The sequence below is a fragment of the Apilactobacillus pseudapinorum genome (assembly GCF_040369555.1).
Lineage (GTDB): Bacteria > Bacillota > Bacilli > Lactobacillales > Lactobacillaceae > Apilactobacillus.
In genome coordinates this window covers 1-15,906 of sequence record NZ_BAABVU010000017.1, presented here as the reverse complement: position 1 = coordinate 15,906, position 15,906 = coordinate 1, and the positions used below count along the sequence as shown (strand labels likewise).

The window sequence follows — 15,906 nt, the reverse complement described above, 5'->3', positions numbered from 1 at the left end:
ATCAATGGTAGTACTAACAATCGGTGAAGCATCGGTAATTCCGTCGATTCCAGCGTTAGTAAATGAATTAACACCAGTCGCAGTGAAAGGAAAATACCAAGGATTAACCAACGCGTTTTCATCAATCGGAAGAGCGATTGGTCCACTAGTAGGTGGAGTCATTATTGATTTCACTTCATACGGGATGCTATTTATTCTATGTACGATTGCCTGTGTCGCTATTATTATCGGTTCAGAAATCGTTTCTAGATATGCCCGTAATAAAGTAACTAAATATTCAGAATAATCGGTTTACTACAAATAAGTAGTAAACCTTTTTTTATTTTTTCTAATATTAAATTAATAATTCGTTTGACATTGCCCACCTATGTAGAATATTATTAATTAAACTTTTCTAATCATTTTCTAATAAAATAAGGAGGCAATTAATATGTCCAAACTAATTGGGAAGATTAGTCAAAAGATGAAAAATTCTAAACCAGATCAAATATTATCTTTTGGCGCTTCAATTTCTCATGTTGAGGGATTGATACCATTAACAATTGGAGAACCTGATTTCAACACTCCAACACATATTAAACAAGCCGCTATTGACGCGATTAACGACAATCAAAGCCACTACACAGACTCACGTGGAATTGAAGAATTAAGAAAGGCAGCTGTCGATTTTGTTGCCAGAAAATATGATATTCATTACGATGCTAAGTCTGAAGTGATTATAACAGTTGGAGTTACTGAAGCTATTTTCGATACTTTAGCAGCCATCTTAGACCCAGGCAATGAAGTCATTATTCCAACCCCTGCATTTTCACCATACTTTAATTGCGTTGAATTCTTTGGCGCTCAATCAGTTGAAATTGACACCTCTAAAGACGGGTTTGTATTAACACCAAAAGCATTGGATGAAACGCTTAAAAATCATCCAAAAGCCAAGGCTATCATATTAAATACACCTAACAACCCAAGTGGTGTTTCATATAGCGAGGAAGAAATTAAAGCATTATCAGATGTAATAAAAAAATACGATATTTTCTGTATTAGTGATGAAATTTACAGTGAATTAAATTATGAACACGAACACACTTCAATTGCAAAATACATATCAGAACAAACAATTGTCTATAATGGGGTCTCTAAATCACATGCAATGACTGGATGGCGTATCGGGGTCATTTATGCCTCTGCTGATATTATTACGGTAATTAAAGATGTTCATGAATATACGGTTAGCGCATTGACCGCAAACGCACAATTTGCAGCTGTAGAAGCCTTTACTAACGGTAGGGATGATGGTGTTAAAATGCGTGAAATTTATCGCATTCGTCGTGATTTATTGCATCAAGGTTTAACCGAAGCAGGGATTGAAAGTGTTAAACCAAGTGGAGCCTTTTACATCTTTGCTAAAATTCCAGATCGATTTGGCGATGATGATTTTGCCTTTTGTCGTCGTCTAGCTACTGAAGCAAAAGTTGGAAGTGTTCCCGGTAGTGCTTTTGGTAAAGCTGGTCGCGGTTATTTCCGTTTAAGCTATGCTACTAGTGAAGATAATTTGAAAGAAGCAATTCGTCGAATTAAAAAATTTGTGGGGGAAAACTAGATGAAGTTATTAATGTACAATGCACAATCTTATGAACAAGCTAATTTTGATCGATTAGCTGAAGAAAATAACGTTCAAATCGATATGGTCAATGTACCTTTATCAAAGGACACAGTTGATATAGCTAATGGATATGATGCAATTACGGTCCAACAACATAGTCCGATTCTTGATGCAATTGTTTACCAAAAATTATCATCGTTTGGGATTAAACAAATTTCGTTAAGAACCACTGGTTTTGAAATTATTAACTTTGAAGCCGCTAAGGAATCAGATATTAAAATTACCAATGTTCCAGCATACTCACCTCGTTCAGTTAGTGAATTAGTGTTAGCAGACGTGATGGCATTGCTGCGTCATTTAAAAGAAGTGCATAATCGCCAATTGAAAAATGATTTTAGTTGGGATGGAATTCAAGCTAAAGAAATTCATAACTTAACTGTTGGAATTATTGGTGCTGGGACCATTGGTAGTGCGGTTGCTAGAATTTTTAGAGCATTAGGTGCAACCGTATTAGTTGCAGATCCAATTGAACGTACTGACTTATACGATACTGTTGAATACGTCACTTATGATCATCTATTGGCTAATTCTGATGTAGTAACAATGCATACACCATTAACTAAAGAGATGGAACATTTTATGAATTACGATCGTTTTAAGAAGATGAAGAACGATGCGATTTTCATTAATGCATCTCGTGGTGGCGTCGTTGATACCGATGCTTTATTATCTGCGTTAAAAGTCGGTGAAATTGGTGCTGCTGGAATTGATGTTTTCGAAGGTGAAGAAACAATCAGCGGAATTAATTTAGGCTCATCTGGATATGACAATGACAATCTAGACGAATTAATTCAAATGGACAACGTTTTAGTTACACCACATATTGGTTTTTACACAGATGCGGCAGTTGCTAATATGGATAAGTTCGCGACAGAAGATGCGATTAGTATTTATCAAGACAAGCAACCCAAACATTTAGTAGAATTTGAATAAAGGGATGAAAGATATGAATGATTATACGTTTATTATTCGGTGCATATTTGCGATAACCATTCCACTTTTAGCGATTGTATATATGTATGATCGCAAGATAAAACCTAACTTTATACTAATGACTGTGATGCTTAGCTTCTCAGCAATTGTTTCCGCAACCGTTGTTGCGAATGTATTCATGTTAATGTAAATAAAAAGAGCCCTAATCAGGGCTCTTTTTTTGCTAAAATATAATCATTTGTGATATAGTTGCATTTGCAACTAAAAGGAGAGATTATGGAAGATATTTTAAGAGAAATCGGAAGTATCGCAAGATCACTAGATTCGATTAGTAACATTGAATTCAAACAATATGAGTTATCAAAAGGCCAATATTTATACTTAGCTAGAGTATTTGAGAATCCGGGAATTATTTTAAAGGATTTGTGTGAATTGATTTGCGTTGATAAAACTACTGGTAGTAGAGCCATTAACAATATGGTGAAAAACGGTTTATTAATCAAGAAAACTGATAGTAGCAATAATAAGAATCAGCATTTATATGTAACTAAGAAAGGTGAAGAGCTTTATCCAATAATTAATAATGAAAATAATTATTCTAGTAAAGTAGCCACTATTGGGCTAAATAGTGATGAAATTAAAGAATTAACTAATTTATTGAATAAAGTTAAAACCAACGTTGTAAAAGATTGGAAAGACGTCAAAAACGGTAAAAAAAGAGATTATTAAGAGGGAGCTTGATAATGACAATTAGTATGAAGAAGATAACAACAGAAGATGTAGAGACTCTTCAAAAAATTAGTATTAAAACTTTTGATGACACTTTCGGTGAATTCAATAGTAAGTCTGATTTAGAAAAGATGTATGAAACTAATTATAGTAAGGAACAACTTTCTCAAGAGATTAATGATGATAATTCTGATTTTGAATTTATTTTCGTAGACAATCAGTTAGCGGGATATTTAAAAATAAACTTTTCTGAAGCGCAATCTGAAGAAATGGGAAATGATTTTGAAGAAGTCGAAAGGATTTATATTTTAAAAGAGTTTAAAAGACGTGGATTGGGGACACATCTTATGAACTATGCACTGGATGAGGGTCGCAAGAAAAATAAAAAAGAAATTTGGTTAGGTGTTTGGGAAAATAACATTAACGCTATCAAATTTTATGAAGAAAAAGGATTCAAACCATTTTCAGAACATGTCTTTACGGTTGGCTCTGATAAACAAAAAGATATTTTAATGAAGAAAAATATAAAAAAAGAGCCCTAATCAGGGCTCTTTTTTTATGTGCTTATTCATTTCCATTAACTAAGTATTCAGGAGAAAATAATTGTTTTACTTTATCAGCGGATAAAATGTTGTTTTGAATTAATAAATGCGGAACTGTATCATGTTCCTTTGTCGCACGTTTAATTAATTCGGTCGTTTTGTTGTAGCCTAAGATTGGTGATAATACCGTTGCGGTAACAGCTGATTTGCGAACGTCATCTAGACATTGATCAACGTTAACATCGATTCCTACCAAACAATTATCGACTAATGTGGTAATTGCGTTAGCTAAATGAATTTCAGCGGTTAAAATGCTCTTAAACATAATTGGTTCAAATGCGTTTAGTTCTAATTGACCAGCTTCTGATGCCGCAGTTACGGTTGCGTCAAAACCAATCACTTCAAATGCCACTTGGTTAACCACTTCGGGGATGACCGGGTTAACTTTGTTAGGCATGATTGATGAACCTGCTTGGCGTTTAGGAAGTAATAATTCGTTTAAACCAGATTGAGGACCACTACCTAATAGACGTAAATCGTTACTAAACTTGGATAAGTCGACTGCTAAAGTTTTTAAACTGGAGGAGAATGCGACGAAGTGATCCGTGTTTTGGATCGCATCGATCAAGTCTGTATCTTGTTTTAATTCCATGTTGGTGATTTTATTAATTTCGTCGACGATATGTTCACGATAATATTTAGTCGTATTAGTACCGGTTCCAATCGCAGTTCCACCCATGCTGATGCTTTTTAGTTCTTCGCTAGCTTTATTAATTCGTTTTAAATCACGACGGAAGAGTGAAGCATATGCATGGAAAGATTTACCGAATGTAGTAGGAACGGCATCTTGGAGTTGCGTTCGACCTAGTTTAATGGTGAATTTAAATTGTTTAGCTAAGCCATCTAAGGTTTCGATTAGGCGGTTAATTTCACCGGTTAGCTTTGGTAAACGTTTTAACATGGCCATTTTACCCGCGGTGGGGTAAGTGTCATTAGTAGATTGTGCTTGGTTGACGTCGTCGTTAGGATGAATCTTAATTTCTGGATGTAATCTCATAGCGACGTTGGCGATAACCTCATTCACGTTCATATTAGTGGAAGTTCCAGCTCCACCTTGGATGGCAGGAGTGATAAAACTCTCTAAATGATGGTGTTCAAGTAAGTAATCACAAGCCCCTACAATAATGTTATATTTTATTACATCAATTGCATTTGCATCGTAATTAGCGGTGACAGATGCTTTTTTAAGTTGAATATAACTTTCGATCAAAAGTGGGTCAACTTTCTCTTTGGTGATGGGGAAATTCGTTGCGGCTCTAAGGGAATGAATGCCGTACAAAGCATCATCTTCCACTTCTAGTTTACCAACGCAATCTTCTTCTAAACGCATGCAAAACATCTCCTAAATATTTATATGTTATAAAATATAACATTAAGTATAAACCAAATAGGGTGATAGTCAATTAAAATTATCAATAATGTTTCACATGAAACGAAATTAGTTAATTTATAACGGATTTCTTCTGTTTTTCACAATAGTTTCACAAGACAAAACAAAAAGCACCTCTTAATAGAGATGCTTTTTCCTATCTTTCAGTTTTATTGATGGATCCTTCGATATCATCTTTGGAAAAATTATGATTCAAAAAATCATTGTTTTGAACCGGAAGTCTTAATTTAAAATCATTAAATAATTGAATGCCGAAATGACCATTAAAACCGCTAAATTTACTTAGATGACCACCAATTGATAAATCATCGGCAATAAAATGCATGTGAAAACCTTTAACGGCGATTTGACTAAAAGGTGATGGATTATAGTATCCAATGATTGTTCCAGTAACGTTATCTCCTTCGAAGACATGTTCGTTTTCAGCGGTTTGAATTAAGTTAGGGTATGGTTTAGTTTGCTTATAAACGGATCTAACAGTTACATGGCTAAATTGACCATGCAATTTAATTGAGAATTGTGTATTTTCGAATGGTTTGTGTTTAAAAATAACATCAGACATATCTTTACTGTTAAGATTAGGGGTAACTGATACATCTTCATAATCGGCAAAATGGGCGTTGCCAAATGGAACGGTAAAATCGTCATTTACGATTGAAACGATTCCGTCACCATCAATTTTATAAGGTTTGTTATCAATGATGATTAGTTCACCGTCTAGACCATCACCGCTTCCGATACCGGTATTACCGTTTTCCATTAATTCTTTGATGGTTAAGGTTCCATCGAATAATCCGGGAACCACGATTGCGCCAGTTCCGTTTTGGAATAATTGTGTTGTATTTTGCATAATATAACCTCCTAAAGTGTTTCTAATTTCATGATAGGTTATAATGATGGGTATTCAATATACAAAATAATACATGTGTTTAATTTTGAGAGGGATTACTATGTATGAGCGAAAAAAACAGATAACCAAAAATAAAATTATGACCGCTTTTATGCAACTAGTTCAACAAAAAGGACTGCAAACGGTGAGGGTAACGGAGATTGTTAATGCTGCTAAAATTAGTCGTGGCACCTTTTATCAACATTATGATGATAAATATGCGATCATCGAAGAACAACAGAAGGACTTGTTTCAACTGATTGAAGAGCAGCATCGTCTTTTCATTGACCAACCTGAAGAAGAGTTACGCAAACAATTATTGGACGGTAAATTGGTCAATCTAATTTTAGATGTCTTAGATGATAATGATGAAATTGTTGAGTTCTTATTTAAAAATGTTGACGGATTTATGAATTCGGCGGGTCGTTTTTTCGAAAAAATAAATTTAAAAACGTTATTAAAGATTAATCCATTGGTAAATGTTAAAAGAGCGGATATTATTGCTGCGGTAATCTCCACAGCATTGATTAAGTTAATTGAATTATATATTTCAGATGATAAAACTTATTCTAGGGAAATTATTTTAAAGGAAAGTCGTGAATTAATTAGAGTGAATGTTTTGACGATTGTGTAAAAATAGATATATTTAACATTCATTGATGAGTTAAGTTAATGGTTGTTGTGTTATCAATAATCATTTAAAAATTAATATTATTATTGGGAATAAAAAAGCCGGCATCTAAAGATGCTGGCTATTTTATTATCTTTAAGTTATTTGGTTGGGTTACATAAATATCTTGGTGTGAATGTAGGTAATCGATGATGATTTTAGGCATATCATCTTCGAATAAATTGATTATTTTTTGTCTAGAATACATATCGTAATCACCAGCGCCGACGGATCTGTATTGGTTCAAACAGATTTTTAACTTTTGTGTGCTGGAAACCGCTTTGTCTTGATATTGTAGTTCAACGACACGTTGACCAACTGGTTTAGTTAAGTCAAATGTATAGTCAATACCAGAATAATAATCATAGTTAAAATATTGTATTTTTGGTTCGCGAAATTCTTTTGCGACAGTGACCTTGTTATCTTCAAGCGCAAAGAAACTCGCACATCGTTCTAACGCCGCTTTTAAATCGCTACCCGATACTTCTTCAATCGCTAAAGTATTCGGAAAGATATAGCTGTTAAGAACATCTCTGACTGAAACAGAATTATTAAATCCTGGAATATCATCGTTAAACAATGTGGTAGCAGTAATATCTACTCCAGTGTAATCCATTTGAATGCGGTTAATTAAATCTAAAAATCCATTACCAAATAATCTGGCGTTCATCGGATTATGAATTAAACAATCGCCTTGAATTGTTGCGACCGGTTGGTCTAACCAACTTTCAACTGATTGTTGCGTCGTTTCGATCATGTTTTTTAGGCGTTCGTCGATAGGGAAATCGCCGCTGGTAATTAAACGAGCTGATGAACTATCGACATGGTTATATTGGTTCAGATTAAGCGTAATTTCACCGACATCTTTACCACGATAACCGGGTTGAGTAGTTGGGATATAATTGACCTTGGCAGCAATTTCTCTGTGTTGATGACCAGTAACTAATGCATCAATTTCAGGTACTTCTTGTAAGATTTGATAGCCTTCATTTTCACCATTGGCATTTTCAATCAGTTCACCAGTTTCTAAGTCGCTATTAAAACCACCGTGGTAAGCCACAATCACTACGTCGGCTTCTTTTTTTAGTAGTTGGACGTAATGTTTCGCCACCGCTAATGCCGATGTAAATTGCAGATCGCCGAGATTGTCGCGATCCTCCCAATTCGGCACGAATTGAGTGGTTAAACCTAATATCGCAATCTTAACCCCTTTGCGGTCGATAATCGTATAAGGACCGTCGGAGATTTTATGAACGTCGTCTCCAGAAATATTGGCGGCTAATATTGGAAAATCTCGCGTTTTCCAAGAATCAGCAATATAGTCGATTCCATAGTTAAACTCGTGATTACCTAAAACAGCAGCATCGGGATGTAATGAGTTAGCTAAGTTGCTAAATAAAGCATTTAAATGTTTATCTTGATGGGTACGATAAATGAAATCGGTTAATGGAGATCCTTGGATAAAATCACCATTTTCAATATAAATCACGATTTCATCATTGTCAGCGTTGTTGCGGACGTTATCAATCACACTGGCGGCTTTTAAATAGCCAAATCCAGTTTCTTGAGTACTATTTTTAAAATCAGTCGGCAATAAATAGCCGTGAACATCACTAGTTGATAATATTCTGATTTTCATTATGAAAGCTTCTTTCTAAGGGTTCCTGAAATCAAATCGATTAAAGTTACCATTACGATAATTCCTAATAAAATAATGCCGACTTTTGACCAATCTCTGGTTTGGATGGCAAAAAGTAATGGTGTCCCAATTCCACCGGCACCTACCATACCTAGAATTGAAGCTGAACGAACCGCTATTTCAAATTGGTAAAGGGTGTATGAGATTAATGATGGAATAATGTTAGGGATGGTTGCTAAAAATAAGACATCGAATTTGTTACCACCGGCTGATTGTAAAGCTTCGTTGGCTCCAGTATCCATTGTTTCAATTGATTCGCTAAATAATTTTCCTAATTGACCAATTGAGTGGATACCAAGTGCCAATACCCCGGCGAAAGAACCAGGACCAACGGCTTTAATAAACATGATGGCCAATACGATTTCTGGAAAGGCACGGATGAATACTAAGACCAATTTTCCAGAAGTTGAACGCCAATGGAACTTGTGTTTACGATCAGTTCGCGCAGACCAAAAGGCGAATGGCAAACTAAGAATGGATGAAATAAAGATTCCTAAGAATGCGATTGCTAAGGTTTCTAAAATTTGGGTGAACAAATCTTCACCACTACCATCGTAAAAATAGTTCCATTGGGGATGTAAAATCCCGTTTATGATTGATTTTGAAACGGTCCCAGCAGATTCTTGTAGTCCACTAAAAGATAAACTAGTGATTGACCAATAATAAATAAATCCGATAACGACAATCCAGAAAATAAATGAGTATCTAGAAAGCCAACCTTTTTTAATTTCTTGTTGTGCCATATTATCTTAACCTTTCTTGGAATGCGTTACTGATTCCATCGATTATGATTACTGCGATGAAAATGGTAATGATAATCACTGAAGTTTGATTATACATAAATGATGAAAGTGATCTTTGAAGGTAAACCCCAATCCCACCAGCACCTAGGTAACCTAGGACAGTAGAAGCTCGAACGTTAATTTCAAATGCGTATAAGAAGTAACCGACGAAGTTTTTAAACACTTGGGGTAACACGGCAGCACCGATAATTTGCATCTTAGTAGCACCAGTTGAGCGAAGTGCTTCAATTGGTCTTTCATCAATGGATTCGATTGATTCATAGAATAGTTTAGATACCATTCCGAAGGAAAAGATGGCTAAGGTGTACACACCTGAAGTAGGACCAATTCCAACAATCGCAACGAATAAGGCTGCTAATAAAAGATCAGGGATGGTTCTGATGAAGTTCAAGAAAAATCTAACCACCCCGCGAATGTAGGGGTTCTTCACTGTGTTTCTAGCAGCTAATACTGAAAATGGAATCGCAAAAATGGTTCCAATCGTGGTACCTAAAATCGCCATTTGGATGGTTTCTAATAGTGGACCAGTGATGATGTTGAAGTATGACCAATCAGGGTTGGACATTTTGATAATTAAATCAGCGAATTGATTTAAGTTGGTGAATAATTCCGTCCAATCTACCCCGGTAATGATAGTGGAAAGGAATAATAAGATGATGATTAAAGTTATCCAAAAAATACTAACTAAATGATATTTTTTGGAGAATGGTTGTTTTGGGATATCTGTATTCATAGTTATCACTTCGTTTTGTTTGCGTAAATTTCCGCAAAGTCTTCCTTTTTAACGTTTTCGATTGGTTCGTCATAAACGACTTCACCGGCACGGATACCGATGATACGACTAGCGTAAGTTCTAGCGATACGAACTGAGTGCAAGTTAACGACAACAGTCATACCTAATTCTTCGTTTAGTCGTTTTAAGTCATCCATCACTGCAATAGAAGTAACCGGGTCAAGGGATGCGATGGGTTCATCGGCTAAGATAATGTTAGGGTCTTGCATTAGTGTACGGGCAATCGCAACACGTTGTTGTTGACCACCAGATAGGTCATCTACCTTAGCATATAGCTTTTCGATCATGTTAACGCTACGTAATGCTTCGACCGCTTTTTGTTTATCTTCTTTACTAAATAGTCCTAAAACACTCTTCCAAGTAGGGTAGTAACCAACACGTCCGTTTAAAACGTTTCTTTGCACGGTTGATTGTTTGACTAGATTAAAGCTTTGGAAAATCATACCGATGTTTCTACGAAGTTTACGTAATGACTTGTCACGATAATGTACGATTGATTCACCGTTTACCAAAATGTCACCAGATGTGATGTCGTGCATTTTGTTAATGGTTCTCAATAGGGTACTTTTTCCGGCTCCTGATAAACCGACGATGGCAACGAATTCTCCTTTTTTAATATCTAAGTTAATGTTCTTTAGACCCACGTTTCCGTTAGGGTAGACCTTTTTAACGTCTTTAAAAGAAATGATTGATTCCATAGGGGTGTGTTTCTCCTTTTCAAAACAATAGCCTGCAGAAATTTCTTTCTAACAGGCTATTTATCTCTTTAATTATTTGTTTAGACTTTCAGCAATTTTTTCGTATTTACGTAATTGGTTGAAGTCACTATCTTTCGAGTCTTTGTAGCCTTGGTGAGCGTAAACAGTAGACATGATTTCATGACCTTGTTTAGTCTTAACAATTGCTTTGAATGCGGCAGAAATCTTCTTTTGCCACTTAGCTGACATGTCACCTCTAACAGTGATGGTGTCATTTGGAATACCAGCAGTGGTGTAAATAGGAACCACTTTACTCATAATGTCTGGGGCATCCTTTTTAACTAGGTTTCTAGCACCTTGGAAGACGAAAGCAGCATCAGTGTCTTTGTTGTAAACAGATAATACGGCTTGATCGTGACCCTTAACTTGAACGGTTTGGATACCGTCTTTGTTAATGTTGATACCGTGTTCCTTTAGTGCAACGACTGGGTAAACCCAACCAGCGGCAGAAGTGGTATCTTGAACAGCAATCTTTTTACCCTTTAAGTCTTTTAGTGACTTGATACCGCTGTTCTTTCTAACTAAGATTTGTGCATAGTAATGATTTTGTAAATGAGTACCAAAAACATCATTTGGTTCAATGTAGTTAAATCTTAAAGCTTGTAATAGCACTTTAGTGTTGTATTCTTTGTGAGATAGTGTGTAAGCATCAGGTGGAAGAAAACCAACGTCAACTTTCTTTGATCCCATTGCTTCGACGATAGTGTTGTAATCAGTTGAAACACTAACGTGAACTGGAATCCCAAGTTGTTTCTTTAGTAGTTTTTCCAATGGCTTAGCCTTGGCTTCCATGGTAGTAGCATTTGAAGATGGTACAAATTGAACATTTAGTTCCTTGGGGGTGTAGTTCTTTGCAGATTTTTGGTTCCCACAAGCAGCTAAAACGAAAACGCTAAGTAAAACGGAGCTAAAAGCAACCATTTTCTTGAAACTTTTCATCATAATCTCTCCCTATAGTTCGTGTTTTGGTTATTACATGTATTATTTTAACATAAAAAATATGGTTGTCTACATAAAATACGAACTATTATCTAATTTTTAAGCCGAAAGAGGCAAAAATGTCGATAAAACACGATTAATCCCGTTAAAAAATCTCGAAATGGTTCGATTTAGGGCTAATATCGTTCGGATTTTAAAAATTTTATAAGAATCCTGGCATCATATTGCAAAAATGTTGATCTAAATTACCATTAAAGTATTAATAAGCAGGGGACTATTTATATGAAAGTAATTAAAGTCATTGGAAGAATTATTTTATTAGCAATTTTATTAGTTTTATCACCATTTGTTGGACTGGTATCTTACCCAGTTGATTCAAATAGTAACGCGGCATTTTCACTATTAGTAGTAGAGGTTATCTTAGCCACTTTATTTGTGATTGCGGTTACTGCCATCATCTATTGGATATTATTGAGAAAAAAATTATTCCAATTATTTACCGATAACCACTGGTCTTACAAAGTTATTTTATATGCAGCTATCATGATTTGTTTAGTTCTATTAACGATGCTAGCTAGTGGAATTCCACACCAAGGACTATACAAAGACTTGGTTAACATTACCGGATTTGGTGATCCAAAATTACAATATTTCTTTATCATTATTAGCGGGGTACTAGCACCAATCGCGGAAGAATTATACTTTAGAGGATTGATTTTCACTTACGTGAGAAACATTTCCAATGTCACCGTTGCGATTATTGTGTCATCAATTTTCTTCGGTCTAGCTCATTCCTTCGTAAACCCATACATTTTTATTTCTCATGCGGTCGTAAGTATCTTCATCGGTCTATCTCGTCAAAAATCAAATGGGATGATTGTACCGATTATCATGCACATGATTTGGAACTTATTAATTTTCGCGTTAATTCTATAGTAAAAAAGCACCGCATTTGCGGTGTTTTTGTTTTAAATGAATTTAGTGGACAAAAGCAACCTTTTTGCTATAATGAAAAAAGAGGTGATCAGATTGCACCAGTCGCAAATTAAGGCGATTCGCCGTTTTAATAGATTATATACGCAGAAATTAGGCTTATTAAAGAAGAACGTTTTTAATAGTGAGATTAGTTGGGCTGAAGCGCGGATTTTAATGGAAGTCAGTGAGATTGAGACACCAACTTTAATCATAATTGCGAAAAATTTGGAACTCGATAAAAGTTACGTTAGTCGGGTAATTCAAAAATTATCCGGGTTAAAATATTTAACTAAGCAAGTTTCATCAACCGATAAAAGAGCGAAAATACTAGTGTTAACATCGACTGGTCAATCCGTTGTTGACCAACTTGATCAGTCATCAGATGACCAGATTAACTTAATGCTAGCTAATTTAAGTCAACAAGAAGCGGATGCATTCTATCATGCAGTGATGGATTTAGCTAAGTTATTGGATTAGGAGGAAATTAATATGTGGGTAACTAAAGTGTTTCAAGATTTAACATTAGAAGAACTATACGAAATTTATCGAGTGCGTTCAGCAGTCTTTGTCGAAGAACAACAGATTGTCTACGCTGATCCAGACGAGAATGATAAGCACGCTCTTCATTTATTTGAAATTAACAATGGTGTGATTACTGCATATGCTAGAATTTTCAAAGATGGCGACCATGTTACCTTTGGCCGTGTATTAACTGCTGCAGCTGTTCGTGGAACTGGGAAAGGCAAAGAATTACTTCAACACATTTTAGCCATTGTTAAAAATGAATTTGCTGATGCTGAAATTGAAATTGATGCCCAATCCCATGCCGTTGGATACTATCAAAAGGGTGGTTTCACCGTCGCCAGTGAACCATTTATCGAAGCAGGGATTGATCATATTAAGATGACGTATCCGAAATAAAAAAGCAGCTGAATTAGCTGCTTTTTTTATTTCGATTTAATAATCACGCGCAACAATATGGGTGTAATAATTGTAGTTATGATGATGACGGCGATGATAGTGGAATAATATTCAGTGGAAATTAGCTGATTTTTTAAACCGATTTCGGCAATGATTAAGCCTACTTCTCCGCGACTTATCATACCAATTCCGATTTGTGATGCGTTATTACGACTGAATTTGAAAAGACGGGCACCGCTATATGCACCGATGAATTTGGTTAAGACAGCAATGATTAACATCAAAATGAATAATCCAATATTATCGAAAATACCGTCTAACTTAACGCTTAATCCGACATTGATAAAGAACAATGGAATTAAAAACAATTGGCCAAATTGATCAATTTGATTCGTAAGACTTTCTTTGTATTTAGTCTGACTAATGATAATCCCTGCAAAAAATGCCCCGGTGATGGCACTAACTTGTACCAATTCAGCAACTCCAGATAATAACAGAGCAAATACCAAAGCTAATATAGGTAGTTTTGGTTTTATTTTTTCTAATCCGTTGAATGATAATTTCTGTGCGATAAATGTTAATAACCATACTAATAAAAAGAATCCAATTTGGTAACTAATTAAGTAATATAGATTAATTTGATGATTACTATCATCGATTCCGGTGGAAGCTATAACAATACTTAATAATAGAATGGATAAAATATCATCGGCGACAGCAGCTCCAAGAATGGTTGTACCAGCTTTAGTTTTTAGTCTATGAAGTTCTTTTAGGACTGCGACGGAAATAGAAACGGATGTTGCAGCAAAAATAATACCAATAAATAAACTTTCGATTTTTGATAATGCCAACGTTTGCCCCATCCAGTACATACCGATAACAGGGAAGACGATCCCTAAAAATGCAATTGTGATGCTAGGTTTGAAATACTTTTTAAGCATTTTCAAATCACATTCTAATCCTGCGATGAACATTAAGACGATAACGCCTAGTTCAGCCATTGATGAAATTAAGTGGCTACCATGAATGACATTTAATAGGGATGGTCCTAAAAATATTCCGGAAAACATATAACCTAATACAGTAGGGAGCTTTATTTTTAAGAATAATTGTCTAAAACATATAGCTGTAAGTAATAAAATGGCTAAAATTAGTAACTGATTCACGAAATCTTCCTCTCAAAATAAATTACAGAAAATTATATATTTTTTTTCTAATTTCGTAAATATTGTCGATTTAGGATTAATAAATATGAAGAAACTCATTACTAAATAAAATTTTTAGATAGTAAGGATATTGATATAGCAATAAATATAGGCTACATATAAAGTTTTTTTGACTTACTAATCAAAGTCCACTATGATTTAAATATACAAACATTAATGGGGTGCTTTAACCGGCTGAGATTATACCCAAGAACCTGATCCAGATAATACTGGCGCTAGGGAAGATAACGAACTTGGAATGTCCCTATCTATTCAGATAGGGACATTTTTAATTCTTTGCCGACAAATCGACTCCATTAATGTTTTTTTATTTATAGGAGGAGATTTAATGGATTCAAAGGCAAATGTTAAAAAACTGACCATATTGGCGGTTATGATTGCACTCGATTTTGTGTTATCACCGATTTTTAGAATTGAAGGGATGGCACCAATGTCGAGTGTGCTAAATGTGACTGCTGCAGTCTTAATGGGACCATGGTATGCGTTAGTCATGGCCATTGTTTGTGCATGTTTAAGAATGATGTTATTAGGAATTCCACCATTGGCGTTCACTGGAGCGGTCTTTGGTGCTTTCCTAGCGGGATTATGCTATCTTACATATCGTAAAAATTGGATGGCAGTGATTGGTGAAATTTTTGGGACTGGAGTATTAGGTTCACTTTCATCATACCCTGTCATGGTTTGGTACACAGGAACTCACAACCAATTATTCTGGTTTGTGTTCACCCCTAAATTCTTTGGTGGGGCAATTTCAGGTTCAATCATTGCATACTTATTACTATTGAAGTTATCTAAGACAAAACAATTTAAAGACATTCAAAAACTATTTTTCAAATAAACTAAAAAACCACTCTGAAAAGAGTGGTTTTTATTTGGAGATTTTTACAACAAAAAAAGACATCGTCGAAGCGATGTCTTT

19 protein-coding genes are annotated in these 15,906 nt (G+C 35.1%); 11 read left to right on the top strand and 8 right to left on the bottom strand.

The window, feature by feature from the left end; all coding sequences use genetic code 11:
* The 6 genes from ABWU86_RS03245 to ABWU86_RS03220 form a co-directional block, all read left to right on the top strand.
* Positions 1-286 (top strand): MFS transporter (locus ABWU86_RS03245; RefSeq protein ID WP_353321389.1); only part of this gene is annotated, 286 nt, incomplete at its 5' end.
* A gap of 144 nt (positions 287-430) precedes the next feature.
* A complete protein-coding gene (locus tag ABWU86_RS03240; RefSeq protein WP_353321387.1) occupies positions 431-1,597 on the top strand; it encodes an aminotransferase class I/II-fold pyridoxal phosphate-dependent enzyme in 1,167 nt (388 codons plus the stop codon).
* A complete protein-coding gene (locus ABWU86_RS03235) occupies positions 1,598-2,593 on the top strand; it encodes a D-2-hydroxyacid dehydrogenase (RefSeq protein ID WP_353321385.1) in 996 nt (331 codons plus the stop codon).
* Positions 2,594-2,606: 13 nt separating this feature from the next.
* Positions 2,607-2,783, top strand: coding sequence for a hypothetical protein (locus ABWU86_RS03230; RefSeq protein WP_353321383.1), 177 nt, complete (start codon positions 2,607-2,609; stop codon positions 2,781-2,783).
* A gap of 86 nt (positions 2,784-2,869) precedes the next feature.
* The gene (locus ABWU86_RS03225) at positions 2,870-3,322 is read left to right on the top strand and encodes a MarR family winged helix-turn-helix transcriptional regulator (protein WP_293793347.1); all 453 of its coding nucleotides are present in this window, start codon (positions 2,870-2,872) and stop codon (positions 3,320-3,322) included.
* 14 nt (positions 3,323-3,336) lie between these two features.
* On the top strand, positions 3,337-3,864 hold the full coding sequence (locus ABWU86_RS03220) for a GNAT family N-acetyltransferase (RefSeq protein ID WP_293793345.1): 528 nt from the start codon (positions 3,337-3,339) through the stop codon (positions 3,862-3,864).
* Positions 3,865-3,886: 22 nt separating this feature from the next.
* On the opposite strand, the gene ABWU86_RS03215 is transcribed toward ABWU86_RS03220, so the two are convergent.
* Complete coding sequence (locus ABWU86_RS03215; RefSeq protein WP_353321381.1) at positions 3,887-5,254, bottom strand: aspartate ammonia-lyase; 1,368 nt, start codon at positions 5,252-5,254, stop codon at positions 3,887-3,889.
* A gap of 196 nt (positions 5,255-5,450) precedes the next feature.
* Entirely contained in the window at positions 5,451-6,164 is a 714-nt protein-coding gene (budA, locus tag ABWU86_RS03210; RefSeq protein ID WP_293793337.1) for an acetolactate decarboxylase, read from the bottom strand.
* Positions 6,165-6,264: 100 nt separating this feature from the next.
* Between budA and ABWU86_RS03205 the strand changes: the two genes are divergently transcribed.
* Positions 6,265-6,837 carry a TetR/AcrR family transcriptional regulator gene (locus ABWU86_RS03205; RefSeq protein ID WP_353321378.1) on the top strand — a complete coding sequence of 191 codons (573 nt, stop codon included), beginning with the start codon at positions 6,265-6,267 and terminating at the stop codon, positions 6,835-6,837.
* Between the two features lie 118 nt (positions 6,838-6,955).
* Here the strand turns inward: ABWU86_RS03205 and ABWU86_RS03200 are convergent, their stop codons facing one another.
* The 5 genes from ABWU86_RS03200 to ABWU86_RS03180 form a co-directional block, all read right to left on the bottom strand.
* Positions 6,956-8,512, bottom strand: a complete 1,557-nt coding sequence (locus ABWU86_RS03200; protein WP_353321376.1) for a bifunctional metallophosphatase/5'-nucleotidase — start codon at positions 8,510-8,512, stop codon at positions 6,956-6,958.
* Entirely contained in the window at positions 8,512-9,315 is an 804-nt protein-coding gene (gene phnE / locus ABWU86_RS03195; RefSeq protein WP_293793334.1) for a phosphonate ABC transporter, permease protein PhnE, read from the bottom strand. The genes ABWU86_RS03200 and phnE (ABWU86_RS03195) overlap by 1 nt, the downstream gene beginning before the upstream one ends.
* 1 nt (position 9,316) lies before the next feature.
* A complete protein-coding gene (phnE, locus tag ABWU86_RS03190) occupies positions 9,317-10,108 on the bottom strand; it encodes a phosphonate ABC transporter, permease protein PhnE (RefSeq protein WP_353321374.1) in 792 nt (263 codons plus the stop codon).
* Positions 10,109-10,113: 5 nt separating this feature from the next.
* Positions 10,114-10,866 (bottom strand): phosphonate ABC transporter ATP-binding protein, encoded by a 753-nt coding sequence (gene phnC, locus ABWU86_RS03185; RefSeq protein WP_353321372.1) that lies wholly within the window; start codon positions 10,864-10,866, stop codon positions 10,114-10,116.
* A gap of 72 nt (positions 10,867-10,938) precedes the next feature.
* Positions 10,939-11,865, bottom strand: a complete 927-nt coding sequence (locus ABWU86_RS03180) for a phosphate/phosphite/phosphonate ABC transporter substrate-binding protein (protein ID WP_293793475.1) — start codon at positions 11,863-11,865, stop codon at positions 10,939-10,941.
* Positions 11,866-12,147: 282 nt separating this feature from the next.
* Here ABWU86_RS03180 and ABWU86_RS03175 point away from each other — a divergent pair, with 282 nt between their 5' ends.
* The 3 genes from ABWU86_RS03175 (at position 12,148) to ABWU86_RS03165 (ending at position 13,761) form a co-directional block, all read left to right on the top strand.
* A complete protein-coding gene (locus ABWU86_RS03175) occupies positions 12,148-12,801 on the top strand; it encodes a CPBP family intramembrane glutamic endopeptidase (protein WP_293793329.1) in 654 nt (217 codons plus the stop codon).
* A gap of 93 nt (positions 12,802-12,894) precedes the next feature.
* Positions 12,895-13,317, top strand: a complete 423-nt coding sequence (locus ABWU86_RS03170) for a MarR family winged helix-turn-helix transcriptional regulator (RefSeq protein WP_293793328.1) — start codon at positions 12,895-12,897, stop codon at positions 13,315-13,317.
* A 12-nt stretch (positions 13,318-13,329) separates the two neighbouring features.
* Entirely contained in the window at positions 13,330-13,761 is a 432-nt protein-coding gene (locus ABWU86_RS03165) for a GNAT family N-acetyltransferase (protein WP_293793327.1), read from the top strand.
* Between the two features lie 26 nt (positions 13,762-13,787).
* On the opposite strand, the gene ABWU86_RS03160 is transcribed toward ABWU86_RS03165, so the two are convergent.
* Entirely contained in the window at positions 13,788-14,927 is a 1,140-nt protein-coding gene (locus ABWU86_RS03160) for a cation:proton antiporter (protein WP_353321368.1), read from the bottom strand.
* Positions 14,928-15,315: 388 nt separating this feature from the next.
* Here ABWU86_RS03160 and thiW point away from each other — a divergent pair, with 388 nt between their 5' ends.
* Positions 15,316-15,825 (top strand): energy coupling factor transporter S component ThiW, encoded by a 510-nt coding sequence (gene thiW, locus ABWU86_RS03155; RefSeq protein WP_353321366.1) that lies wholly within the window; start codon positions 15,316-15,318, stop codon positions 15,823-15,825.
* The last annotated feature ends 81 nt before the right edge of the window (positions 15,826-15,906 follow it).